Annotated in this window: 21 protein-coding genes; 13 read left to right on the top strand and 8 right to left on the bottom strand. The window is 61.8% G+C overall.

The annotated features are described in order from the left end of the window. Positions 1-92: 92 nt before the first annotated feature. Complete coding sequence (locus tag ACMYUN_RS18045; protein ID WP_415761293.1) at positions 93-791, top strand: OmpW/AlkL family protein; 699 nt, start codon at positions 93-95, stop codon at positions 789-791. A 183-nt stretch (positions 792-974) separates the two neighbouring features. Here ACMYUN_RS18045 and ACMYUN_RS18040 read toward each other — a convergent pair whose 3' ends face one another. Both ACMYUN_RS18040 and ACMYUN_RS18035 read right to left on the bottom strand, forming a co-directional pair. Further along, positions 975-1,907, bottom strand: coding sequence for an NAD-dependent epimerase/dehydratase family protein (locus tag ACMYUN_RS18040; protein ID WP_415761291.1), 933 nt, complete (start codon positions 1,905-1,907; stop codon positions 975-977). Further along, complete coding sequence (locus tag ACMYUN_RS18035; protein ID WP_415761290.1) at positions 1,900-2,784, bottom strand: sugar nucleotide-binding protein; 885 nt, start codon at positions 2,782-2,784, stop codon at positions 1,900-1,902. The genes ACMYUN_RS18040 and ACMYUN_RS18035 overlap by 8 nt, the downstream gene beginning before the upstream one ends. Positions 2,785-3,086: 302 nt before the next feature. Here ACMYUN_RS18035 and ACMYUN_RS18030 point away from each other — a divergent pair, with 302 nt between their 5' ends. Further along, positions 3,087-7,373 (top strand): DEAD/DEAH box helicase, encoded by a 4,287-nt coding sequence (locus tag ACMYUN_RS18030; RefSeq protein ID WP_415761288.1) that lies wholly within the window; start codon positions 3,087-3,089, stop codon positions 7,371-7,373. A 124-nt stretch (positions 7,374-7,497) separates the two neighbouring features. Here ACMYUN_RS18030 and ACMYUN_RS18025 read toward each other — a convergent pair whose 3' ends face one another. Beyond that, on the bottom strand, positions 7,498-9,600 hold the full coding sequence (locus ACMYUN_RS18025; protein ID WP_415761287.1) for a mechanosensitive ion channel family protein: 2,103 nt from the start codon (positions 9,598-9,600) through the stop codon (positions 7,498-7,500). A gap of 291 nt (positions 9,601-9,891) precedes the next feature. Between ACMYUN_RS18025 and ACMYUN_RS18020 the strand changes: the two genes are divergently transcribed. The 4 genes from ACMYUN_RS18020 to ACMYUN_RS18005 are packed head-to-tail and all read left to right on the top strand — an operon-like array spanning position 9,892 to position 13,866. Next, positions 9,892-10,818, top strand: coding sequence for a DUF72 domain-containing protein (locus ACMYUN_RS18020; RefSeq protein ID WP_415761286.1), 927 nt, complete (start codon positions 9,892-9,894; stop codon positions 10,816-10,818). Continuing rightward, the gene (locus ACMYUN_RS18015) at positions 10,815-11,612 is read left to right on the top strand and encodes an endonuclease/exonuclease/phosphatase family protein (protein WP_039761921.1); all 798 of its coding nucleotides are present in this window, start codon (positions 10,815-10,817) and stop codon (positions 11,610-11,612) included. Before ACMYUN_RS18020 ends, ACMYUN_RS18015 begins: the two co-directional genes overlap by 4 nt. Then, positions 11,609-12,883: a cardiolipin synthase ClsB gene (gene clsB, locus ACMYUN_RS18010; RefSeq protein ID WP_415761285.1), complete on the top strand. Its 1,275-nt coding sequence runs from the start codon at positions 11,609-11,611 to the stop codon at positions 12,881-12,883. The genes ACMYUN_RS18015 and clsB overlap by 4 nt, the downstream gene beginning before the upstream one ends. Beyond that, on the top strand, positions 12,880-13,866 hold the full coding sequence (locus ACMYUN_RS18005) for a lysylphosphatidylglycerol synthase domain-containing protein (RefSeq protein WP_039761925.1): 987 nt from the start codon (positions 12,880-12,882) through the stop codon (positions 13,864-13,866). Before clsB ends, ACMYUN_RS18005 begins: the two co-directional genes overlap by 4 nt. A 111-nt stretch (positions 13,867-13,977) precedes the next feature. On the opposite strand, the gene ACMYUN_RS18000 is transcribed toward ACMYUN_RS18005, so the two are convergent. The 3 genes from ACMYUN_RS18000 to ACMYUN_RS17990 all read right to left on the bottom strand — a co-directional run bounded on the left by ACMYUN_RS18000 (position 13,978) and on the right by ACMYUN_RS17990 (position 17,117). Then, positions 13,978-14,736: an alpha/beta hydrolase family protein gene (locus ACMYUN_RS18000; RefSeq protein ID WP_039761927.1), complete on the bottom strand. Its 759-nt coding sequence runs from the start codon at positions 14,734-14,736 to the stop codon at positions 13,978-13,980. Continuing rightward, positions 14,726-15,835 carry a DUF3182 family protein gene (locus tag ACMYUN_RS17995; RefSeq protein WP_415761284.1) on the bottom strand — a complete coding sequence of 370 codons (1,110 nt, stop codon included), beginning with the start codon at positions 15,833-15,835 and terminating at the stop codon, positions 14,726-14,728. Before ACMYUN_RS17995 ends, ACMYUN_RS18000 begins: the two co-directional genes overlap by 11 nt. Positions 15,836-16,115: 280 nt before the next feature. Further along, positions 16,116-17,117: a GlxA family transcriptional regulator gene (locus ACMYUN_RS17990; protein WP_415761283.1), complete on the bottom strand. Its 1,002-nt coding sequence runs from the start codon at positions 17,115-17,117 to the stop codon at positions 16,116-16,118. Between the two features lie 101 nt (positions 17,118-17,218). Here ACMYUN_RS17990 and ACMYUN_RS17985 point away from each other — a divergent pair, with 101 nt between their 5' ends. The 7 genes from ACMYUN_RS17985 to ACMYUN_RS17955 all read left to right on the top strand — a co-directional run bounded on the left by ACMYUN_RS17985 (position 17,219) and on the right by ACMYUN_RS17955 (position 22,469). Then, positions 17,219-17,773 (top strand): cysteine hydrolase family protein, encoded by a 555-nt coding sequence (locus tag ACMYUN_RS17985; protein ID WP_415761282.1) that lies wholly within the window; start codon positions 17,219-17,221, stop codon positions 17,771-17,773. Positions 17,774-18,003: 230 nt separating this feature from the next. Further along, complete coding sequence (locus ACMYUN_RS17980; RefSeq protein ID WP_225914461.1) at positions 18,004-18,585, top strand: YjfI family protein; 582 nt, start codon at positions 18,004-18,006, stop codon at positions 18,583-18,585. Positions 18,586-18,602: 17 nt separating this feature from the next. Continuing rightward, positions 18,603-19,301: a PspA/IM30 family protein gene (locus ACMYUN_RS17975; protein ID WP_415761281.1), complete on the top strand. Its 699-nt coding sequence runs from the start codon at positions 18,603-18,605 to the stop codon at positions 19,299-19,301. Positions 19,302-19,498: 197 nt separating this feature from the next. Then, positions 19,499-20,149 carry a DUF2491 family protein gene (locus tag ACMYUN_RS17970; protein ID WP_133339281.1) on the top strand — a complete coding sequence of 217 codons (651 nt, stop codon included), beginning with the start codon at positions 19,499-19,501 and terminating at the stop codon, positions 20,147-20,149. A gap of 15 nt (positions 20,150-20,164) precedes the next feature. After that, positions 20,165-20,590, top strand: a complete 426-nt coding sequence (locus ACMYUN_RS17965) for a DUF350 domain-containing protein (RefSeq protein ID WP_016772952.1) — start codon at positions 20,165-20,167, stop codon at positions 20,588-20,590. Positions 20,591-20,608: 18 nt separating this feature from the next. Beyond that, positions 20,609-21,310: a DUF1190 domain-containing protein gene (locus ACMYUN_RS17960; RefSeq protein ID WP_415761280.1), complete on the top strand. Its 702-nt coding sequence runs from the start codon at positions 20,609-20,611 to the stop codon at positions 21,308-21,310. A 1-nt stretch (position 21,311) separates the two neighbouring features. After that, positions 21,312-22,469 (top strand): glutathionylspermidine synthase family protein, encoded by a 1,158-nt coding sequence (locus ACMYUN_RS17955; protein ID WP_415761279.1) that lies wholly within the window; start codon positions 21,312-21,314, stop codon positions 22,467-22,469. 193 nt (positions 22,470-22,662) lie between these two features. Here ACMYUN_RS17955 and ACMYUN_RS17950 read toward each other — a convergent pair whose 3' ends face one another. Both ACMYUN_RS17950 and ACMYUN_RS17945 read right to left on the bottom strand, forming a co-directional pair. Next, positions 22,663-23,184, bottom strand: coding sequence for a single-stranded DNA-binding protein (locus ACMYUN_RS17950; RefSeq protein WP_415761278.1), 522 nt, complete (start codon positions 23,182-23,184; stop codon positions 22,663-22,665). A gap of 9 nt (positions 23,185-23,193) precedes the next feature. Continuing rightward, positions 23,194-24,591 carry an MFS transporter gene (locus ACMYUN_RS17945; RefSeq protein ID WP_039761936.1) on the bottom strand — a complete coding sequence of 466 codons (1,398 nt, stop codon included), beginning with the start codon at positions 24,589-24,591 and terminating at the stop codon, positions 23,194-23,196. Positions 24,592-24,622 lie beyond the last annotated feature (31 nt).

Here is a 24,622-nt window from a genome sequence, read left to right as displayed (position 1 = left end):
CCCTTCACTGTTTCATTGAGCTGAGTCAAAACACCGTATCAGACGGCTTCGTACCCTAGGACATCGAATTTTTATGTCCTTTCGGAGCCCCCATGAACAAGTCCTTGCTCAGCGCCTCGCTGTTTGCCCTCGCGCTCGCAGCCCCGCTCGCCCACGCCCACGAAGCCGGTGACATTCTTGTGCGCGCTGGCGCGATCACTGTCAACCCGAAGGCCGACAGCTCCAGCGTCAAGGTCGATCAGGGTCCGCTGAGTGGCACCAATCTGGGCGGCAAGGCGACCATGAGCAGCGACACCCAACTGGGTCTCAACTTCGCTTACATGCTCACCGATCACGTCGGCCTCGAACTGCTGGCGGCCACGCCGTTCGAGCATGACGTCAAGCTCAAGGGCACCGCGCTGCCCGCCGCCAACGGCAAGCTCGGCACCCTGAAACACCTGCCGCCGACCCTCAGCGTCGTCTACTACCCGCTGGATTCGAAATCGGCTTTCCAGCCCTACGTCGGCGGCGGCATCAACTACACCTGGATCTACGACGAACACGTCGGCAGCGAAGCCAGCGCCAATGGCTTCAGCAACTTCAAGGCGAAAAACTCCTGGGGTCTGGCCTGGCAGGTCGGCGCGGACTACATGATCACCGACAACATCATGCTCAACGCCCAGGTGCGCTACATCGATATCGACACCCGCGCGAACGTCGAGAACAACGCCGTCGCGCCGGGCACCCGTGCACGGGTGAATGTGGATGTCGATCCGTTCATCTACATGGTCGGCCTGGGCTATAAGTTCTAAGCTGACTTTGACCGAACGTTCACGTGGTGGTGAATGAGGCCTGGTGACGGGCAGGCTCAGACCTGACGACGACCGTACGCAGTTGATCGGGGGATAACATTCCCTCGCCACAGGGATATCGATATTCCGGCCGTGAAAAAGGCGCCTTATGAAGGGCGCCTTTTTCATGTCCGAAAGCTTGTTTCATCCGCGCCCGAGCAAGCGCGCCAAGCCCACACTCATCGGCGTCTGCGGCGGCATTTCGAAGCGCTGCAGCAAGCGTCGGTTATCGGCTCGCGAATGGCGGATATCACCTGAACGCGCCGGCCTGTAGCTCACGGGCGGCAGTTCACCGACCACTGATTTCAATGCTTCGAGCATCTGCTTCAGGCTCATCGCCTGGTTCCAGCCAACATTGACCGCGCCTTCCTGTACATCAGGCTTTTCCAGCGCCTGCACCAGCAAATCGACCAGATCACCGACATAGAGGAAATCGCGAGTCTGCTCGCCATCGCCAAACACGGTGATCGGCAAACCCTTCGAGGCGCGCTCGCTGAAGATGCTGATCACCCCGGAATACGGCGAGGACGGATCCTGGCGTGGGCCGAAGATGTTGAAGAAGCGAAAAATTGCCGGTTCCAGGCCATGCTGGCGACGGTAGAAATCGAAGTACTGCTCACCGGCCAGTTTGTCCGAGGCATAGGGTGTCAGCGGCGCTTTTGGCGTGTCTTCATCAATCGACTCGCCCTCGCCATTGTTGCCGTACACCGCCGCGCTGGAGGCGTACACCACACGTTTGACCCCGGCCAGGCGCATGGCTTCGCAGACATTCAGGGTGCCAATGAAATTGCTCTGGTGGGTTTTCACCGGATCGTCCACCGAGGCCTGCACCGAAGCCACGGCCGCGAGATGCGCGACAGCGTTGCAACCTTGCATGGCGCGGGCGACCAAAGCGGCATCGGCGACATCGCCGACCACCAGCTCAACCTTGGGATTGTCCAGCGGCAGGTTGCTGCGCTTGCCGGTCGACAGGTCGTCGAGCACACGCACCGCATAGCCCTTGGCGAGCAAGGCATCGCTCAGGTGCGAGCCGATGAATCCGGCGCCGCCGGTGATTAAAACCGTTCCTTCAGCCATGTCGGTAGAACCTGTCCAATAAGCCTGGGAGGGCGGCACGCCACGCGCGCGGCTTGATCCCGAAAGTGTGGAGAATTTTCTTGCAGGCCAGCACCGCGTGCTGCGGTTCTTCGGCGGCGTCCGGACGCGCGGCGTGGGCCTGCGCGGTCGGTGCTTCGATCGCTAGCGGATGCAGGCTGCGTGCTTCGGTGAGAATCGCCTGGCCCAGCGCCAGCGGTGTGGTCGCTTCGTGGCCGGCGTAATGGTAAGTGCCCCACAGCGGCGCGGCGCAGTCGAGTTGCTTGAGCACGGAGATGATCACTCGCGCGGCGTCATCGACCGGGGTCGGGTTGCCGCGACGATCGTCGGCCAGCAACAACTCTTCGGGTTTTTCCGCACGGGCGAGGAAGCGCCCGAGGGTGCCGTCCGCGCTGTCATCGAGCAGCCAGCCGAAACGCAGCAGCACATGCTGCGGGCAGGTCGCGCGCACACTTTGCTCGATGCGCCACAAGGCCTGACCGCGCAGGCCCAACGGCACCGGTTCGTCTTTTTCGCTGTAGGCCGTAGCACGTGAACCGTCGAACACGCGATAGCTCGACGGCTGCACGAGGACAATGTTGTGGTGCTGGCACAGTTCGGCCAGACGCTCGATGGCGCGTTCCTGGCCGCTCATGCGGCTTTCGCTGACGCTCTCGGCCTGGAACCAGTCGAAATAGTAGGCGAGGTTGATCAACGCATCGGGACGGGTGTCGTCGAGCAGTTGGGTGAGGCTCGCGGCATCCCAGCCGTTTTCGGGCGGGCGGGGGGCGAGGAAACCGATGTCTTCTTCCGCACCGAGGCGAATCAGCGCCTGCCCAAGGGCATTTCCGCCGCCCAGTAACATAAGGCGCATTCGCATAGAGTCAGCAGGCCCAGTCTGATTGGAACGATGGCTTTGGCGACGGATCTCGTGGAACCGTCGTCGATAATTGCCGGAATCGTTGCATTTTGCGGGTTTAGTGCGCAACCGTCATCCGTAAAGTGTAGATGCGGGGATTTGTATTGAGGCAACCGGCCTCATCGCTGGCAAGCCAGCTCCCACAGGTTTTGCGCCAGGCATGAATCCTGTGGGAGTTGGCTTGCCGACGATAAGGGCCTGACTGTCTCTGAGATCCCCAGCGGTACTTGCATCTTCCCGCCCCCGCCCGCATAACTTCCGTCATGAATCTGCCCCTCCCTGCCAACAGCGCGCTGGCCGGCTTTCACCCCGCCGTCAGCGCCTGGTTCAACAAGACTTTCCCGGCGGTCACCGCCGCTCAGGCGCGTGCGTGGCCGTTGATCCGCCAGCGCCGGTCGACGCTGATCGCCGCGCCCACCGGTTCGGGGAAAACCCTGACCGCGTTCCTCGCCGTGCTCGATGAGCTGGTGCACCGAGGTCTGGAGCATCCTGACGGTTTGCCCGCCGAAACCCTGGTGGTCTATGTCTCGCCGTTGAAAGCGCTGTCCAACGACATTCAGATCAATCTGCAGAATCCGCTCGCTGGCATCACGGCGCAGTTGCGCGAAATGGGCCTGCCGGAGCTGACCATCACCACCGCCGTACGCACCGGCGACACCCCACAGAAAGACCGCGCCGCCATGCGCAAGACCGCCCCGCACATTCTGGTCACCACCCCGGAATCGCTGTACGTGCTGCTCGGCTCCGAATCCGGGCGCAGGATGCTCGGCACCACGCGCACGGTGATCATCGACGAAATCCACGCGATGGCCGCCGGCAAGCGCGGCAGTCATCTGTCCTTGAGCCTTGAACGCCTGCAAGCGCTGTGCACCGAACCGCTGACCCGCATCGGCCTGTCCGCCACGCAAAAACCGGTGGAAGCCGTGGCGCAGTTTCTGGTCGGTCACGATCGCCCCTGCGAAATCGTCGACATCGGCCACGCCCGCCCGCGAGACCTGGGTATCGAAGTGCCGCCGGTGCCGTTGTCGGCGGTGATGGCCACTGATGTCTGGGGACTGGTATATGACCGCCTCGCCGAACTCGCCCGCGAGCACCGCACCACGCTGATTTTCGTCAACACCCGACGCCTTGCCGAGCGCCTCAGCCGCCATCTGAGCGAACGCCTCGGCAAGCAGGCGGTGGCGGCGCACCACGGCAGCCTCGCCAAAGAGCTTCGCCTCGACGCCGAACAACGGCTCAAGCGCGGCGAGTTGCAGGTACTGATCGCCACCGCGTCGCTGGAACTGGGCATCGATATCGGTGAAGTCGACCTGGTCTGCCAGATCAGTTCGCCGCGTTCGATTGCCGCGTTTCTGCAAAGGGTTGGCCGTTCCGGACACCAGGTCGGCGGCACGCCCAAGGGACGTTTGTTCGCCACTACCCGCGACGATCTGATCGAGTGCGCCGCCCTGCTCGACTGCGTGCGCCGGGGCGAGCTCGATACGCTGCACATTCCGGAAAAGCCGCTGGACGTGCTGGCGCAGCAGATCATTGCCGAGGTCAGTTGTCAGGAATGGTCGGAGGACGCCTTGCTGGCTATGTTCCGCCAAGCCTGGCCCTATCGCGATCTCGACGAAAAACACTATCAGGCCCTGCTGAGCATGCTCGCCGAAGGCTACAACGGTCGCCAGGGCATTCGCAGCGCCTACCTGCACCGCGACGCCGTCAGTCGCACCTTGCGCGGCCGGCGTGGTGCGCAACTGACCGCCGTGACCAGCGGCGGCACCATCCCGGACAATGCCGACTACAGCGTGCTGCTCGAACCGCAGGGTTTGAACATCGGCAGCGTCAACGAAGATTTCGCCGTGGAAAGTATCGCTGGCGACGTGTTCCAGCTCGGCAATACCTCATATCGCATCCTGCGCGTGGAGAGCGGCAAGGTGCGCGTCGAGGATGCGCAGGGCATGCCGCCGACCATTCCGTTCTGGCTCGGCGAAGCGCCGGGGCGCAGTGATGAACTGTCGGCGGCCGTCGCGCGCCTGCAAGCGCAACTCGATGAGCTGCTCAGCGCCAGCCCCGGCAATCTGCAACCGGCGCTCGACTGGCTGACCACTACACTCGGCCTCAACCTCGCCAGCGCCGAGCAACTGGTCGAATATCTGGCGCGCGCACGGCAAACCCTCGGCGCCCTGCCCTCGCAGGACACGCTGTTGATGGAGCGGTTTTTCGACGAGTCCGGCGGCACCCAACTGATCATTCACACGCCGTTCGGCAGCCGCATCAACCGCGCTTGGGGCCTGGCCCTGCGCAAGCGTTTCTGCCGCACCTTCAACTTCGAGTTGCAGGCCGCTGCCAGCGAAGACGCGATCGTCTTGTCGCTCTCGACCAGCCACAGTTTCGAGCTCGATGAAGTCTGGCGTTACCTGCACAGCCACAGCGCTGAGCACACGCTCATTCAAGCGGTGCTTGATGCGCCATTGTTCGGCGTGCGCTGGCGCTGGAATGCCGGGGTGGCGCTGGCGTTGCCGCGCTTCACCGGCGGGCGCAAAGTCGCTCCGCAACTGCAACGGATGAAAAGCGAAGACCTCATCGCCAGTGTGTTTCCCGACCAGATCGCCTGCCTGGAAAACCTCGCCGGCGAGCGTGAAGTCCCCGATCATCCGTTGGTAGAACAGACCCTCAACGATTGCCTGCACGAAGCCATGGACAGCGAAGGCTGGCTGACCCTGCTGCGGCGCATGGAGCGTGGCGAGGTGCGCCTGATAGCCCGGGATTTACCGGCGCCGTCGCCGCTGGCGGCAGAAATCCTCAGCGCCCGACCCTACACGTTTCTCGACGACGCGCCGCTTGAGGAACGCCGCACGCAAGCGGTAATCAATCGACGCTGGAGCGATCCGCAGTCGACCGATGACCTCGGCGCGCTCGATGCCGACGCGATCACCGCAGTGCGCGAAGAAGCCTGGCCGTCGCCCGATTCCATGGATGAAATGCACGAGGCGCTGATGAGCCTCGCCGGCATCAGCGACGCCGAAGCGCGTGCCAACCCAGGCTGGCCGGACTGGCTGCAAACGCTGATGGCCAGCGGCCGCGCCTGCCTGTTGCAGATCGACGCCGAGCATCAGTTATGGCTGGCCCGCGAACGCCTGAGTTGTCTGCAAGCACTTTATCCACAGGCGACGTTGGCGAGCGCAGCAGTCGCGCTGCCCGGATTCGACGACACGTGGGCATTCGATGAGGCGTTGGTCGAAGTGATCCGCGCCCGCCTCGGCGCCTTTGGGCCGATCCCGTTGCCCGCCATCGCCGAACCGCTCGCTCTGCCAGCCGCGCAAGTCAATCAGGCCCTCGCGCAACTGGAACGCGAAGGCTATGTGTTGCGCGGCCAGTTCACGCCGAACAGCGCGATTGAAGAATGGTGCGAACGCCATCTGCTGGCGCGCATCCATCGCTACACGGTCAAGCGCCTGCGCCGGGAAATCGAACCGGTGGCATTACAGGACTTCATGCGCTTTCTGTTCGACTGGCAGCATCTGACGCCAGCCACCCAAGGTCAGGGCAGCGCGGTGTTGCCGGCGATTGTCGGCCAGTTCGAAGGCTACCCGGCGGCAGCTTCGGCGTGGGACAGCGACATCCTGCCGGCGCGCCTCAAGGACTATTCGCCGAGCTGGCTGGACGACCTGTGCCGCAACGGCAAACTGGTGTGGACGCGCATCAGCGCGCGGCAGAAAGTCAGCGGCTCGGCATTGCGCAGTACACCGATTGTGCTGCTGCCGCGCAGCCAGGTGGGTTTGTGGAGTGCATTGGCGGAACAGACGCCCGTAAGCGAGTTATCGCCGAAAACACAGAAAGTCTTCGAGGCGCTGAGTCAGCAAGGCGCGCTGTTTTTTGATGAGCTGATACACGAAGCGCGCCTGCTGCGCAGCGAACTGGAAATCGCCTTGCAGGAACTGGTCGCAGCAGGTTTGGTGAACGCCGACAGCTTCGCCGGCCTGCGCGCGCTGATCACCCCGGCGAGCAAACGCCAGCAGCGCAGCAGTCGTCGCGGGCGCGGCGCGTTTATCGGAGGTATGGACGATGCCGGGCGCTGGGCATTGCTGCGCCGAGGTTCGTCAGCCGACGCCGCCGAGACGCTCGAACATGTCGCCATGACCCTGCTGCGCCGCTACGGCGTGGTGTTCTGGCGCTTGCTGGAACGCGAAGCGGACTGGCTGCCGAGCTGGCGGGAATTGCTGCGCACCTTTCATCGCCTGGAGGCGCGGGGCGAGATTCGTGGCGGGCGGTTTGTCAGTGGTCTGGCTGGCGAGCAATTTGCCTTGCCCGAAGCCATTCCCTTGCTGCGCGAAGTACGCCGACGCCCGCAGGACGGCAGCCTGGTGGCGGTCTGCGGGGTTGATCCATTGAACCTGGCCGGGACGTTGTTGCCGGGGGCGAAAGTACCGGCGCTGGCGAGCAATCGGCTGGTGTATCGCGATGGGGTGCCGGTGGCGGCGATGGTTGCGGGCAAGCCGCAGATCTGGGGGGAATGGGATCAGGTGGTCGTTGAGCAGATAGGCAGGAAACTCATCCGCAATTGAGGGTGTCTGTTCTGGCCTCATCGCGGGCAAGCCCGCTCCCACAGGGTTTTTTGCGTTGTACACAAAACCAATGTGGGAGCGGGCTTGCCCGCGATGAGGCCGGGACATGCACGCATAATTCAGATCAGGTCCGCGACTCCTGAGGCATATCCGCCGCAACCACCGCCCCCTCCTCCTGCCGCTTCGGCAACAGCACCTGCTGTGGATAAGTCTGCGCAAAATGCACGTTCGGGGTGTTATCCACAAGCTTCTTCAAGCGCTGGTTGAACGCGCGGCTCACCGCATATTGCCCACCGGACACCGTGCGAAATTGCGCCGTCAACACCACGCCGTTGAGGTCCATCTTGTCCACCCCGAACACATCCAGCGGCCCTTGCAGGTTGTACTTGAGGAACGGGTCTTCGCGGATCGAATCGCCGGCCTCGCGGATCAGCTCGATGGCCTTGTCGACGTCGGTGTCGTAAGTGAACTGCACCGAGAAAAATGCGAAGGCGAACTGGCGTGATTGGTTGGTCACGGCCTTGATCTGGCCGAACGGCACCGAGTGCACAAAACCCTTGCCGTCACGCAGGCGCAAGGTGCGAATGGTCAGGCCTTCCACGGTGCCGGCGTGGCCGGAATCGAGCACCACCCAGTCGCCGATCGACAGGGTGTCTTCGATGATGATGAACAGGCCTGTAATCACGTCCTGCACCAGTTGCTGCGAACCGAAGCCGATGGCCAGACCGACCACCCCCGCACCGGCCAATAGCGGCGCGACGTTGATGCCGAGATTGGCCATGGTGGTGATCGCGCAGATCACCACGAGGATGATTTTGATCGCGTTGCGCAACAGCGGCAGGATGGTTTTCACCCGTGTGCTCGGCTGGCGTGCTCCGCGTTTGCTGACCGGTGGCTTCAGCGCTTCCTGAATCGCCGTGTCGAGCACCACCCACAGCAGCCACGTCACCAAAAAGATCAGGCCGATGCTGCTCAAGGCATTGCTGATCGCTCGACCGACGGTGCTGCTCTGGGCGAAATCGAGCAACGACACGCCCCAGATCCGCCCGAGAATATCGATGAACACAATCGCCATGACGATCCGCAGCAACGCATGCAACAGGCTGAGAAAGCGTTCCTTGTAGGCACTGCTGCGCTGGATCGCCTCAGCCTTGCGCGACTTGAACAGGTGCTGCAACACCGTGCTGAGAAACACCGTGGCGATCAGCAGCACGGTGGTGAACAAGGCGCAGCGCAGGGCTTTCTGATTGTCCTCGCCGATGCCGATCAGGCTGACCGCCGAGACCAGCACCATCAGCACGATCGGCCAATACCACAGCCCGGAAAATATCCGCAGCGACTCCTGCAGCGACGGTTGTTTCAAACGCTGGGTCAACGGGCGATTGCGGATCAGGTGCGCCACCGGCCGGCGCAGGCGAATCACCAGCAAACCGAAAATCACCGAGGCGATCAGCCCGGTGAACACGGCGATGCTGCTGGTGATATTGCCGCCCAGTTGCCGGGCGATCTGCGGGCTGGTCAGGGCATCGCTGAGGGCGGCGAGAAAGCCGATCAGGAACAGCGGGCGCGGGCAGTATTCGCGGATGATTCGCGCGGCGGTGCGCTTGTGGCCGACGTTGAACATCACCACCACGCACAGCAACATCGACGTGGAAAAAATCCCGCTGCTGGTGGCATACGCCAGGCACAACGCCAGCGCCCGACCCACCGAACCTTGCAGAAAATGGCTGACATACAGCGTCAGCGGCAGGCAGATCAGCGCCGGCACGGTGAACGGCAGCACGTAGCCGAGCAGATCCTGACTGCGCTGGCGGGTGCGCAGCCAGCGCCCCTCACGCAGACGCTTGGCCAGCAAACTGCCGAGCACCGTCAGCAGGGCGAAACTGCCCAGCCAGACGCCCGACAACGTGAGGAAATCCCCGGCCACGCTCCAGCCCGAGCGGTTCGATGGCTGCTTGACCAGCCTGTCGACTTCATCCGCCGCGCGATCGGCGCGCAAACGCCAGGCGTCGACCAAGTGTTCGTTGAGATCGAGTTTTTCTTGCACATCGTCAATGCTCGTACTGATCGCCCCGAGCAGACCGCCCTGCACCAGCGGCTCCGGTTCGGCAGGTTTTTCCGCCGTCTCAGCGGGAGCTGGAACGCCCGGCAGCGCGGCGGCTTGCGATATGTTGACGCTGAAGCACAGCAGCGCTCCCAGCACAATGGCGATCCTGAAATGGCGCAAAACTCCGATCTCCCGTGGCTGACCCTGATAAGGAACTGATCGGTAATTGCGCGGCAAGTTCAGCGACCAGAGCCACACACAGCCCCTGTGGGAGCGAGCCTGCTCGCGAAAGCGCTGGCTCAGTCAACGGATCATTTACCGACAGTCCGTATTCGCGAGCAGGCTCGCTCCCACAATGAGTCGCAAGGAATTCCCAATCGCGACCGTCCGTAACACCACCGAAACTTTCCCGCCCCCGCCGCAGTCATCACAGAACATCGGCAACACGAGGACTTTCTACGGGAGGATGGGATGGCGACGATTCACATCGGTATTTCAGGCTGGCGCTACGCCCCGTGGCGCGGGGATTTCTACCCGAAGGGACTGGCGCAGAAGCGCGAATTGCAGTTCGCCTCCCGCGCAGTCAACAGCATCGAAATCAATGGATCGTTCTACGCCCTGCAACGCCCTGAACGTTACGCCCAGTGGTACGCCGAAACCCCCGATGACTTCGTGTTCAGCGTCAAGGCGCCGCGCTTCATCACCCATGTGCGCCGTTTGCGCGAAATCGAAAAACCGCTGGCGAATTTCTTTGCCTCGGGCGTGCTGGAGCTGAAGGAAAAACTCGGGCCGATCCTCTGGCAGTTTCCGCCGAATTTCAAATTCGACGCCGAGCGCTTCGACCAGTTTCTCGCGCAACTGCCCCACGATACCGAGGCTGCAGCCGCCCTCGCCCGCCAGCACGATTCCCATTTGCCCGGCCACGCCAGCGTCAAGGTCTGGCGCAAAAAACCGCTGCGCCACGCAGTGGAAATCCGTCATGAAAGTTTCATTGACCCGGAGTTCGTACGCCTGCTCAAGCGCCATAACGTGGCACTGGTGGTCGCCGACACCGCCGGCAAATGGCCGTACCGCGAAGACCTCACCAGCGACTTCGTCTACCTGCGCCTGCACGGCGCCGAAGAGCTCTACGCCAGCGGTTATTCCGAGCAAGCGCTCAAGCGCTGGGCCGAGCGCATCGACGCCTGGCATCACGGTAAACAGCCAGAGGACGCCCACCTGATAGCGCCACGCCTGAAACCCCGCGCACGCAAATCCCGCGAAGTGTTCTGCTACTTCGACAACGACATCAAAGTCCGCGCGCCCTACGACGCACGCAACCTGTTGCAGCGCTTCGACCTCGATAAAGACCTGGCCACGACTCCCGGGCAAGTTGCCGCAGAAGGAGTTCTGTCATGAGCATTCCCGAACCGGTCGGTTTCACCGACGAAGGCTCCGTGGTGTCGCCATCGGTGCGCACCTTCACCGTACTGACGGTCAACACCCACAAAGGCTTCACTGCGCTGAACCGGCGTTTCATTCTGCCGGAGCTGCGTGAGGCGGTGCGCAGCGTCGCCGCCGACGTGGTGTTTCTGCAGGAAGTGCACGGCACCCACGAGCAGCATCCGAAACGCTACGACAACTGGCCGACGATGCCGCAATACGAGTTCCTCGCCGACAGCCTCTGGCCGCAGTTCGCTTACGGGCGCAACGCGGTGTACCCGGCGGGCGACCACGGCAATGCGCTGCTGTCGAAATTCCAGATCATCCGCCACGACAACCTCGACGTGTCGATCAGCGGCCATGAAAACCGTGGCCTGCTGCATTGCGTGCTGCGCCTGCCCGGTGACGGCACCGAAGTGCACGCGATCTGCGTGCATCTGGGCCTGCGCGAAAGCCATCGCAATGCGCAACTGGATTTGCTGATGCAACGCCTCGCCGAACTGCCCGACGATGCGCCGGTGATCGTCGCCGGCGACTTCAATGACTGGCGCCAGCGTGCCGATGCGCAGCTCAAGCCCTGTGGCCTGCGTGAAGTGTTCGCTGAACACCACGGCAAACCGGCGCGCAGTTTTCCCGCGCGGCTGCCAGCGCTGCGACTCGACCGCATCTACGTGCGCAACCTCAAGGCCAGCCGGCCAAAAGTATTGACCAACCGGCCCTGGTCCCATCTTTCCGACCACGCACCGTTATCGGTGGAGATTGAACTATGAACAGTGCGCCACTGGAGAAATCCGCCGTCGACCCGGTCACGCTGAACCCGCCGGTGCGCGAACCCGGCCACGTTGACGTCGAGTATCAATGGCACAGCAACAACCGCGTAGAGCTGCTGGAGAACGGCGAGGAATATTTCCCGCGCGTTTTCGAAGCGATGCGCGCGGCCAAGAGCGAGATCCTGCTGGAGACCTTCATCGTCTTCGAAGACAAGGTTGGCGCCGAGTTGCAGCAGATCCTCATCGAAGCCGCCCAGCGTGGCGTGCGCACCACGGTCAGCCTCGACGGCTTCGGCTGTGGCGAGCTGAGCACCGGCTATCTGTCGGCCTTGAGCGATGCCGGCGTGCATCTGCAGATCTTCGATCCCGCGCCCAAGCACCTGGGCATTCGCACCAACTGGTTCCGCCGTCTGCACCGCAAGATCGTGGTGGTCGACGGCTTGATCGCGTTCATTGGCGGGATCAATTTTTCCGGCGATCATCTGGCCGATTTCGGCCCTGAAGCCAAGCAGGATTACTCGGTGGAAATCCAGGGCCCGGTGGTCGCCGATATCCACCACTTCGCCCTGCTGCAAAGCGGTCGCCCCGGACGCGCGCGGTTCTGGTGGCAACGCCGGCGCCAGCGTCTGGAGGAAATGGCCTTCACCGATCACGATGGCCAGGTACGCCTGGTGTTCCGTGACAACGATCAACACAACACCGATATCGAAGACGTCTATCTGCAGGTGCTGCGCAAGGCCAAGCGCCGGGTGATCATCGCCAACGCCTATTTCTTCCCCGGCTACCGTTTGCTGCGCGAGATCCGCAACGCCGCCCGCCGTGGCGTCGAGGTGCGGCTGATCCTCCAGGGCCAGCCGGACATGCTCGTAGCGAAACTGGCGGCGCGCATGACCTACGATTATCTGCTGCGTGCCGGCGTGCAGATTCACGAATACTGCCAGCGCCCGCTGCACGGCAAGGTCGCGCTGGTCGACGATGACTGGAGCACCGTCGGCTCGAGCAATCTGGACCCGCTGAGCCTGTCGTTGAATCTGGAAGCCAACGTGCTGATCCGCGATCGCGCGTTCAATCAGCACCTGTACGAGCGTCTCGAAGACCTCAGCCAGAACCACTGCAAAGCCATGGATGCCAAGCTGTTGCCGCGTGGGCGCATCTGGCACATGACCGTGGGCTTTCTGGTGTTCCACTTCCTGCGGCACTTCCCGGCCATGGCCGGTTGGCTGCCGGCGCATAAACCGCGTCTGAAGCCTTTTCGAGGTGCGCGTCCATGAGTCATTCCGAAGTGCACTCCGATAACCATTCGGCACCAGCGGCGCCGTCGAAATGGAGCCGCTGGAAACGTCCGCTGACCCTCCTGTTTTTCCTCGCGTTGATCGTCCTGTTGACGATGTTCGCCACCCGCATCGAATGGGCCGAGGTGCTGGAGACCCTCGCCGATTTCAAAGTGCGCACACTGATCATCGCCGCCAGCCTGACCCTGCTGAGCTTTCTGGTGTACGCCAGTTTCGACCTGATCGGCCGCACTTACATTCGGCAAGATCTGACCTGGAAGCAGATCCTGCCGGTGGGCATCATCAGTTACGCCTTCAACCTCAATCTCAGCGCCTGGGTCGGCGGCATCGCCATGCGTTATCGCCTGTATTCGCGGCTCGGCGTAAGCAAAGGCAACATCGCCAAGATTCTTGGCCTGAGCCTGGCGACCAACTGGTTCGGCTACATGACCATCGCCGGCGTGGTGTTCAGCAGCGGTCTGGTGCGTATGCCGCCAGGCTGGAAACTGAGCAGTGATGCGCTGCAACTGGTGGGTGTGTTGTTGCTGTTGGTCAGCGCCGGGTATCTGGCGGCGTGCCAGTTTTCCAAACGTCGCGAGTGGTCGATACGCGGCGTGGAAATCAACCTGCCGTCGCTGCGCATGGCGGTGCTGCAATTGCTCTTGGGCGCGTTGAACTGGTCGCTGATGGCGGCGGTAATCTTCACTCTGCTGCCAAGCAAACTGGATTATCCGCTGGTGCTTGGCGTGCTGTTGATCAGCGCGATTGCCGGGGTCATCACGCATATTCCGGCGGGGCTGGGTGTGCTTGAAGCTGTGTTTGTGGCGTTGCTGCAACATGAGGCATCGCGGGGCAGTCTGGTCGCGGGATTGCTGGCGTATCGGGCGATTTATTTCCTGCTGCCGCTGTTGATTACGGTGGTGATGTATCTGGTGGTGGAAGCCAAGGCCAAGGCGTTGCGCATCGAGAAGAAACCTTCCTGACCATGCATTGCTGCTGATGGCCCTTTCGCGAGCAGGCTCGCTCCCACATTTGAAATGCGCTCAACCTGTGGGAGCGAGCCTGCTCGCGAAGGGGCCGGTACATGCGAAACATCATCTGGATTGGATAATGCTCAACCGCTCCCCCACCACCATCTCGGTAATCCAGTCCACCAGGATAGAGGTATAGGCCTGCTGCGACACCGGATCACTCAAGGCGTGATCCGCGCCATCGATGATCCGGTGCGTCAACGAGTGAGTCTGCTGACACGCGGCGCGGTAACTCATGATCGTCGCGTGCGGCACGAAGTCGTCGGTTTCCGACTCCACCAGCAGCACGTCGCCAGTGAATTGCGAGCAGGCATGCAGGGCGCGATTGCTGTCGGCGCGTACCAGCGTGCTGCGGTAGTCACGCAGATCGGCTTTATCCAGATCGCGCTTGGGCGTGTGCCATTGCTCGTCGCGGTACAGCGCCGGCACGCGCAGCGCCAGCCAGCGCACCGGGCGCAATGACGTCAGGATCGAGGCCAGATAGCCGCCATAACTGGTGCCGACCACAGCGATCGCAGAGGTATCCAGCGCCGGGTGCGCCAACAGGCGATCATAAGCCGCCAGCAAGTCACGCAGATTGTCTTCACGGGTCACGCGGGTCAGCGGAATTCCGGTGCCGCCAGTGTGCCCGCGCAGGTCAAAGGTCAGGCAAACGCAACCCAGGCCGGCGATGCCTTTGGCCCGTTCCAGATCACGTTCCTGACTGCCGCCCCAACCGTGAACGAACAACACCCCCGGGACTTTCGATTTGGGACTGAGAAACGTCCCGCTCATCTGTTCGTCATCGATGTCGATTTGAATGCTTTCGCTTCTAGCCGTCATAGGATTGGACCGTTACGTATTTGAGAAGAAACGCGCTGTTTTCCGCCGGGCCGCGATAGACCTCGATGGCGTCCGCCGGCAGCGCCTGATCGGTATAGGTTTCCACCGACGACACGCGGATGGCGCGCATCTGTGGATCGTTGACGAAGCTTTGCAACGCGGCCACTTCAGCGCTGCTGGCGCCGCCCATGCGCCAGGATTGTTCGAGCACGCCGCTGCGCGGGTTGCCGCTGGCGTCGAGACCTTGGGCGATATCGTAATTGCGCCGCGAGGCGAAAAAGCGCGGGTAGGCTTCGTTGGCGGCGCTGTCGAATACCTGCGCCTGTTCGATGGCCAGACGCACATCATCAGGCAGATCCAGCGCGAGCAATTGGTCATAGCCGCCCTGCACCACCAGCAGATTCGAACCGCCGTAGACCTCTTCGCCCTGTCCGTCCTCGGTCAAGTACTGCTCGCCGCAGTAGCTCAACACCTTGCCGCCGATGAACGACTGGCCGACGCTGTGGGTGACGACGTTGCTCAAGTCCTGCTCCAGCACTACGCCGTCGCTGAACAGGCTTTGCGCCTCGGGCCGCGCGAGGATCTCATCGAACGCGTCGAGGCTTTTGACCACTTCCTGACCGCGCCCGGCGCAAGCGTGAACCGGCTTCAGGCGAATCGGCCCGGCGTACAGCAGATGCTCGGCGGCGGGCCGCGCATCTTCCAGGGCGAATACGCTGAGACCGTCGAGCACGACGTTGCGCACCCGCTCCGAAAACAGCGGCGACCAGCCTTGCGGCGCGTGCGCCAGATGGCTGCGCAAGCCATGGCTGATGGCTTTGGTGCAGATGAAATCGTATTCGACGTAACCGCCCCACAAGTCATCGGGGCCTTTGATTCCCAGCGCTTGAGCGTGGGCAGCGCCAACAATGGTTTGCGTTGGCAGCAGATACAGCTCGCGGCCCTGATGTTTGGCCGGATCGTAACTGCCGCCGAATTTGCAACCCAGGATTTGCGCCAGCCAGCGCGCCAGGGCCTTGTTGGTCTCGACTTCATGTTGCGGTGCCTCGGTACGCACCGAATGAGCAACGACGATTTTCTTGCTGGGTGTCGGGGTCATGCGTTCCCCTTTTATCAGTCGATGGGTTCACTCAGGGAAAGTGCAGAGATCAGGCCAATCAACGATGCCCACGGACCGCCCGGTAATCGGGTGTTTGCCCCTGAAGTGCTGGCATCACGCCTGTTTCAAACTGCACGACGGCGCGCAAAATTCCGGCAAATTGCACGATCTCTCATCCTCGCCGCGATCATTGTGGGAGCGAGCCTGCTCGCGAAAGCGTAGTGTCAGCCGACTACAATTCTGTAGATCCAGCGCCTTCGCGAGCAGGCTCGCTCCCACATTAGTTCATCGTCGTTCTGGGAGCGGGGTTCACACCAAACCGCCCCCGGTACTCACTCGGCCCCAGCCCGGTAATCTTCTTGAAAATCGCACGAAACGCACCCGGATCCTGATAGCCCACCGTCCAGGCGATGTGATCGATCGTGCCATGGGTGAATTCGAGCATTTCTCGCGCCTTGCCAACCCGCAGATGCTGGCAATACTCGGTCGGTTTCAAGCCTGTGGCGGCGCGGAATCGGCGCAGGAAAGTGCGTTCTTCAAGGCCCGCGCGCTCGGCCATCGCGTTCAGCGAAACATCCGTCGCCCCGGTGCTTTGCAGCCAGTGCTGGACCTTGAGAATCGCCGCGTCGCCATGGCTGAGGATCGGCGCGAAATTGCTCCCGCATTCACTGGCGCTGTCGCTGTGTTCCATCACCAGAAAACGCGCGGTCGCGGTGGCGATGCTCGGGCCGAGCAAGCGATCGACCAGGCGCAGTCCCAGTTCCGACCAGGCCATCAGCCCGGCCGTGGTGATCAGGTCGCCGTCGTCGACAATCGGCGTGTCGGCCTTCAGTTTGATCTTCGGGTAACGCTCGGCAAAAGCCTGTGCCGAGGTCCAGTGGGTGGTGGCGCTGCGACCATCGAGCAAGCCGCTTTCAGCGAGCATCAACGAGCCTACGCACACACCACCAAGGGTTGCGCCGCGGGCATGTTGATCGCGCAGCCATTGCGTCAGGCTCGGAGTCATCTGCGCCGCATCGAACCCGCCGAGGGACGGCGGAATCAGCACGGCGAGCAAAGCGTCTTCCGCACCGGGATGACTGTCGAAAACCCGCGTCGGCAGCTGCTCGCCCTCGACCTGCCAGTGACTGACTCGCAGCAACGGCAATTGCACTGCCTGATAGTCGGCGGCGATGCGGTTGGCCACGGCGAACAGATCGGTCAGACCGTGCACGGCCGCCAGTTGCGCGCCGGGGTAAATCAGCACGCCCAGTTCAGCAGTCGCGGCTTTTTGTGCAGCCATTGTCAGTTTTCCCCCGTCTATTGTCGGTGCGGCCAATCCCCGAATCCTCGGCCAGCGCCGATACTGAGGCCACAACCAATCACTGCCTCGAGGACAATCCCATGGCCAAGCAAGCGCTCATCGTAGTCGATATCCAGAACGACTACTTCCCCCAAGGCAAGTGGCCGCTGGTCGGCGCCGATGCCGCTGCCGACAACGCCGCTCAGCTGATCGCAGCCTTTCGCGAAGCGGGCGATCCGGTGGTACACATTCGGCATGAATTCACCTCCGACGATGCGCCGTTTTTCACTCCCGGCTCCGAGGGCGCGAAACTGCATACGAAAGTGCTCAACCGCGCCGACGAGCCGGTGGTGCTCAAGCACTTCGTCAACTCGTTCCGTGAGACCGAACTGAAAGCGGTGCTCGACGAACAAGCCATTACCGATCTGGTGGTGGCCGGCAGCATGAGCCATATGTGCATCGATGGCATCACCCGCGCGGCGGCGGACATGGGTTACGGCGTCACAGTGATTCACGATGCCTGCGCCAGCCGTGATCTGGAATTCAATGGCCTGACGGTGCCGGCCGCCCAGGTGCACGCAGCATTCATGGCGGCGCTGGGTTTCGCCTATGCCAACGTGGTATCGACTGACCAGTTCCTGAGCAGCAACGCCTAGCAACAACTGCACAACTCACTGGCCCGCCACGTTGCGGGCCTTTTTGCGTCTGTCATGAAAATCTCACGCGTGAGTCATTGATGGCTCTTTGCATTGGTTGTAGTGTGGCCCACGCGTGAGACGTTCATAACCGGAAAACAGCCATGACAAGCCGCACTCAGACGACTGCCGCAGCCAGCCCCAGGGGTGAGCGTGCCAAGACGTCGGCGAAAAAACCGTCGAGCTTCTACATGAAGCAGATGCGCGCAGGCCTGGCCGCCGCCGGTTATGTGAAACACGAAACTTGGGTGCTTCCGGAAAACCGAAGCTTGCTCAAGCAAATGGAGCAACAGCTACGCCAACCGATTCTGGCTGGCTCTTTCATGTCGGAGAAATACATGAGCGCAGGCAACAACTGGACCATCGACAGCCTCTTCAATGCCCTCAAGGCGCTGGACGAGGTGGCTTCCCAAGAGATTTCGCTGTCCCTGATCCAGAGCTCCGAGCCGAGCATCAAGCTGGAAATGAACGAATTCGGCGGCCTGCCGATTCACATCGCCCTGGCCGGCCAGCAAATCATCGTCGACACCGTGCTGGTGGACATCGATTCGATCAGCAATGTCCAGGCGTTCAACGATGCCGTGCTGCGCAGCCGCGAGATGTTCCCGCTGTCGTCGATCGGTATCGAGTCGATGCCCAACGGCCAGACCGTCTACAACATGTTCGGCGCCCTCAGTGCTGATTCGAGCCTGACCAACGTGGTCACCGAGGTGAAAACCCTGGTCGACAACGTGCAGCGTGCCAGCGAAGCCTTCGAACACTTCTTCAAGTAATCAACAGGGAATATCCAATGACTCAGTCCATCTGGAGCAAGTTGTTCACCGCACTGCGCGGCGGCGCCAATGAAGTCGGCGAAGCCATCGCCGACCAGCAGGCGCTGCGCATCCTCGATCAGGAAATCCGCGACGCTGACACCGCGCTGTCCAATGCCCGCCGCGAACTGGTGACGATCATGGCCAAGCACAAACTCGCCGCCGACCGCGTCAGCGAGTACGACGCCAAGATCAAGGACCTCGAAGCCAAGGCCGTTGCCGCGTTGAATGCCGGCCGTGAAGACCTGGCGCTGGAAGTGGCCGAAGCGATTTCGACCCTGACCAACGACCTCGCTGCCGAGAAGAAGCTCAGCGATGAATTCGGCGCCTACGCCGACAACATGCGCAAAGACATCAGCAAAGCCGAATCGCGAATCAAGAGCCTGCGCCAGCAAGTGGACATGGCCAAGGCCCGCGACAGCGTGCAGAAAGCCCAGGTCAGCGCCTCGATTGCCAGCGGCGGCGCCAACGGCAAACTGGAAACTGCGGTCGGCACCCTGAACCGCCTGCAAGCCAAGCAGCAGCAACGCGCTGCCGAACTGAACGCCGCAGACGAACTGGCCGACGCCTCTACCGGCAACGAACTGGAACGCAAACTGCGCGACGCCGGCATCACGCCGAACGAAGGCAGCGCCAACGCGATCCTTGAGCGGCTGAAGCAGAAGTCCGCGCAGTAATGACTGAACGGTAACTTGTGGGAGCGAGCCTGCTCGCGAAAGCGTCGTGACAGTCAAAATTGATGGTGACTGACACGGCCCATTCGCGAGCAGGCTCGCTCCCACACGGTTTGCGGCGTGTCGTTCACCGCTTCGCCCGTTACACTACCGCCACTTTTTCACCCCGAACACCTCCACCCGCTTCAAGGAACGTACCCATGGGATGGTTTAAAGACTTGCTCGGCACCAGCAATTGGCAGACCGCTGCGCCAACGAGCACCGGCGCCAGCGGTCCACTGGGCATGGCACAAGGCAAAGGCGTGCGCTTTGACACGACCCTGGCATTGCTGCTGGAAGGCTCGACTTCGGTGCGGGTGCCATTCGATCAAGCGGTGTGGAGCGCCGGTTGGGTCGATCTCGGCCAGTCCAACAAGCTGCACCGCTACTACATGAACGACGAGGATTTCTGGGTGCAGATCCACGTCACCGGCGATGATCAGGTCGAGTCGGTCACCCTGTTCAATTACCTCAGCTATGTAACGGTCAACAGTGACGTGGAACTGCAGCGTCTGGCCGGGCCGAACAGCCTGATCGGTCTGCCGACCTACAACCACGACGGTGTCGAATACACCCGTGAATGGGGCACCGAACTGCATCAGACCGAACTGGTGCCGATGACCGAACACGTAGTCAACCCGGACGAGTCCTACACCATCAAGCACCACGCCATGCTGTATGCCCGCGACACCGGCCTGACCGATCGCCGCGAACTGCTGCTGTTCTCCGTCGAACAGGATGAAGAAGGCACCGTCAGCCTGAGCACCTCGCTGGGCATCTCGCTGTACACGACTGATTTGAGCGCCATCTAAAAAAGGAAGTTTTTCATGCTGGAAGTCTTGGCCGTTTCCCTGAACAAAACCGCGCTGGTCGGTTTTGTCGTCTACCTGATCGGCGCCGTGTTGCTGTTCATGCTGTTTCAATTCGTCTACACGCGCATTACCGCGCACAAGGAATTCGAACTGATCCGTGCCGGCAACACTGCCGCCGCCATTGCCCTGTCCGGGGCGATCATCGGTTTCGCCATTCCGGCGAGCAACGTGATCGCCTACTCGGTCAACGTGCTCGATTTCGTGCTGTGGGCTGTCATCGCTGCCGTTGTGCAGTTGCTGGCATTCGTCGCTACCGGGCTGGTGCTCAAGGGCACTTCCCAGCGCATCGCCAACGGCGAAGTCGCCGCCGGCATTTATGTCGCCGCCGTGGCGATCAGCGTCGGCATGCTCAATGCCGCGTGCATGACCCCGTCCCACTGACCGGCAGGAAGCCTCTCGATGAAACGCAGCAAATACGTGCAGTTGTCCCTCGCCGCGTCGGTGGCGATGGCGATCTCCGGTGAAGCAGCAGCGCTGGATCAGCCGCGCAATTTCCAGAGCGTTGAACAATGTGTCGACGCCGAAGTGGCCGCCGATCTCTGCTCCAGCGCCTACGTCGCCGCTCTGAACGAACATCGGCGCATCGCCCCGGCCTACACCGACAAGGCCAAGTGCGACGCAGACTTTGCCGCTGGCTGGTGTCAGAAAAATTCCGATGGTCGTTTTGTGCCGAAACTCGGCGGCTTCAAAGTGCCGGGCAATGCCGAGACGCCGCAGGATCTCGATGCCATCGCCAATTCGCAAATGCCGGCGGGGGACACCACCACCAGCAGCAGTGCCAGCCACGGCGGCTCGCATTATTCCGGTGGCTCCGGTGGCGGCGGCAATGGCTGGCTGACCGGCTGGCTGATCGGCAACGCCATGAGCAACAACGCCGAACGCAGCGTTTACCGTGATCGCGAAACGCGCCAGCCGTACAACACCTCAACACAGTACCGCCGAGCTGACACAACCTCGCGCAGCCAGTCGGATTACGAAAGCAGCAAGAGCAAACCGGTGAACGTTGCGTCGTCGACGTCGCGCGGCGGCTTCGGCAGCCAGTCCAGCGCCCGCAGCGGTTGGGGTGGCTGGGGCAGCAGTTCCGGACGCTCGAGCAGCTGACATGAAAAAGATCCACTGCGCCGAGCGCCCCGACTGGAAACACACCGCCGAAAGCCTCGGTTTCCTGTTCCACACCATCGACGACGAACCGTACTGGGACGAAAGCGCCTACTACCAGTTCAGCCTCGCGCAGATCGAAAACGATCTGGAAGACCCGACCACCGAACTGCACGAGATGTGCATGGATCTGGTTGATCGCGTGGTCAACAGCGAGGAGTTGCTTGATCGCCTGAGTATCCCGGCGGCGTACTACGACATGATCCGCACCTCTTGGCGTGAAGGTCATCCGCATCTGTACGGTCGTATGGACTTTTCCTACAGCGGGAGCGGGCCGGCGAAACTGTTGGAGCTCAACTACGACACACCGACCAGCCTCTATGAAGCGGCGGCGTTTCAGTGGGGCTGGCTGGAGCAATGCATCGAACGCGGCACCTTGCCCCGGCATGCCGACCAGTTCAACAGCATCGACACCAAGCTGCATCGGGCCTTCGCCGAATTGCAGTTGAAGCGGCCGTTCTACTTTGCCTCGATGAAGGACTCGGTCGAGGACAAAGGCACCACCGACTACCTGCGGCTGATCGCGGAAAAGGTCGGCATCGAATCACGCCACATCGACATCGAAGACATCGGCCTGACGGCTGAGGGCCGTTTCGTCGATCTGCAAGATCGCTGGATCCCGCATCTGTTCAAGCTGCACGCCTGGGAATTCATCTTCCACGAACCGTTCGGCGCGGCGATCGCCGAGTGCGATACACAGTTTTTCGAACCGGCGTGGAAGGCAATTCTGTCGAACAAAGGTGCGCTGCCGCTGCTGTGGGAATTGCACAAGGGACATCCGAATCTGCTCGCCGCGCACCTTGATCCGAATCCGCAGAGTGCGGTGCCGAAGGGCTGGGTGCGCAAGCCGTACTTTTCCCGCGAGGGCGCCAATATCGAACTGCAAACAGCGGAGGGGCTGATCGTCAAAGAGGACGGGCCCTACACCGATGCGCCATTCATCCTGCAGGAGTTCGCACCGCTGCCGAAGTTTGGCGACAGCTACACGCTGATTGGCTCGTGGGTGATTGGAGATGACGCGGCAGGGATTGGTGTGCGTGAGGACAATAGCCTGATCACCAAGGACTCCAGCCGCTTCCTGCCGCATCTGATTCTGGATTAAGACGAAGTTACCTTGTGGGAGCGAGCCTGCTCGCGAAAGCGTCCTGTCAGTTACAGGTGCATCGACTGATCTGACGCATTCGCGAGCAGGCTCGCTCCCACAGGAGATTGTGAATAGCCAGGAATTTCCTGAACAAAAAAGGCCCGTCGCTCAAGCGACGGGCCTTTTCATTTAAAGCGGTTACAGCGGCGAATCAGAACGGAATATCGTCATCGAAGCTGTCGAAATCCGGAGCCGGTTGCGGTGCGGCCTGCTGTGGCGCTGGCGGAGCCGAACGCTGCTGCGGAGCCGACTGCTGCGGGCGTGGAGCCTGCTGACGTGGCGCCTGCTGCTGGTAGTTGTTGCCGCCACCTTGTTGGTCGCCCTGTTGTGGACGGCCGCCGAGCAATTGCATGGTGCCTTGCATGTCGACCACGATTTCAGTGGTGTAACGCTTGATGCCGTCCTTTTCCCACTCGCGGGTCTGCAGCTTGCCTTCGATGTACACCTGCGAACCCTTGCGCAGGTATTCACCGGCGATCTCGGCAACCTTGCCGAACATCGACACACGGTGCCATTCGGTCTTCTTGACCTTCTGACCGGTCTGCTTGTCGGTCCATTGTTCGCTGGTGGCCAGACTCAGGTTGGTCACGGCGTTACCGTTAGGCAGGTAGCGAACTTCGGGATCCTGGCCGCAAGTGCCGACCAATATGACTTTGTTAACCCCACGGGCCATAACGTTCTCCTAAGCGTCGCACGCAGCCCCGGCCGGGTTGTTGACCAAGCGTTCGAGGGTGGTGCGATCCACTAATTCTTTGTCCAGTTTGATGTAAACAGCCGCCTCTTCCGCGACTATCACTGCATCTGTTACCCCTACCAGGGCCTTGAGGCGCTCGACCAGACCCGCTTCGCGGATCGCTTCGGGCGACAACGGCAAGCGCAGGCTCGTCACGTAGGGAGGTTCGCGCATGGTAACAGCAAAGGCCAGCCAAAGTGCAGCCAGCGCGGCGCATCCAAGGAACACAACCGACAGACCGCCATGCTGGAACAACCAGCCGCCGAGTATCCCGCCGAGTGCCGAACCGAGGAACTGGCTGGTGGAGTACACGCCCATGGCCGTGCCCTTGCCGCCTGCCGGTGAAACCTTGCTGATCAGCGACGGCAACGAGGCCTCGAGCAGATTGAACGCGGTAAAAAACACCACCGTGCCGATCACCAGAGTGCGCAGGCTGTCGCCGAACTGCCAGAAGAATAGTTCAGTCAGCATCAGTGTCATGACGGCACCGAGCAAAACTCGTTTCATTTTGCGTCGCTTCTCGCCATAGATGATGAAAGGGATCATGGCGAAGAACGAAATCAGCAGCGCGGTCAGGTAAACCCACCAGTGCTGCTCCTTGGGCAAGCCGGCTTTTTCCACCAGTGCCAAGGGCAAGGCGACGAAGCTCGACATCAACATGGCATGCAAGACGAAGATGCCCAGATCGAGGCGCAGCAGATCCGGGTGCTTGAGCGTCGGCATCAGTGCCTGCCGGGCGACGCCGGACTCCCGGTGCTGCAACGGTCCGGTGGACTGCGGCACCATGAACATGATGATCAGGATACCGACCAGCGCCATGGCGCCGGTGGCGAGGAACAGCCCCGACAGCCCGAACGCGCTGGTCAGTAACGGCCCGACCACCATGGCCACGGCAAACGACAGGCCGATGGTCATGCCGATCATCGCCATGGCTTTGGTCCGATGCTGCTCGCGGGTCAGGTCGGAAAGCAGCGCCATCACCGCTGCGGAAATCGCCCCGGCGCCCTGCAGGATCCGCCCGGCGATCACGCCCCAGATCGAATCGGCCTGGGAAGCCAGAACACTGCCGAGAGCGAAGACGATCAGGCCGAGGTAAATCACTGGCCGGCGGCCGATGCGGTCAGAAATGATGCCGAACGGAATCTGGAAAATTGCCTGGGTCAGGCCGTAAGCGCCAATCGCCAGCCCGATCAGGGCCGGGGTCGCTCCCGCCAGATCCATGCCATAGGTCGCCAGCACCGGCAACACCATGAACATGCCAAGCATACGGAAGGCGAACACCAGGGCCAGACCGCTCGCCGCGCGGGTCTCGCTGCCACTCATGCGTTCGCTGTGGGGATCGTGCATGGAAAAACCTCGTGTGAACCGGCGGCGATTC

Origin of the sequence: Pseudomonas sp. CP4, from assembly GCF_047758505.1 — a bacterium.
In the GTDB taxonomy this organism is placed as follows: domain Bacteria; phylum Pseudomonadota; class Gammaproteobacteria; order Pseudomonadales; family Pseudomonadaceae; genus Aquipseudomonas; species Aquipseudomonas fluorescens_AO.
This window is presented reverse-complemented; position numbering and strand designations above follow the sequence as displayed.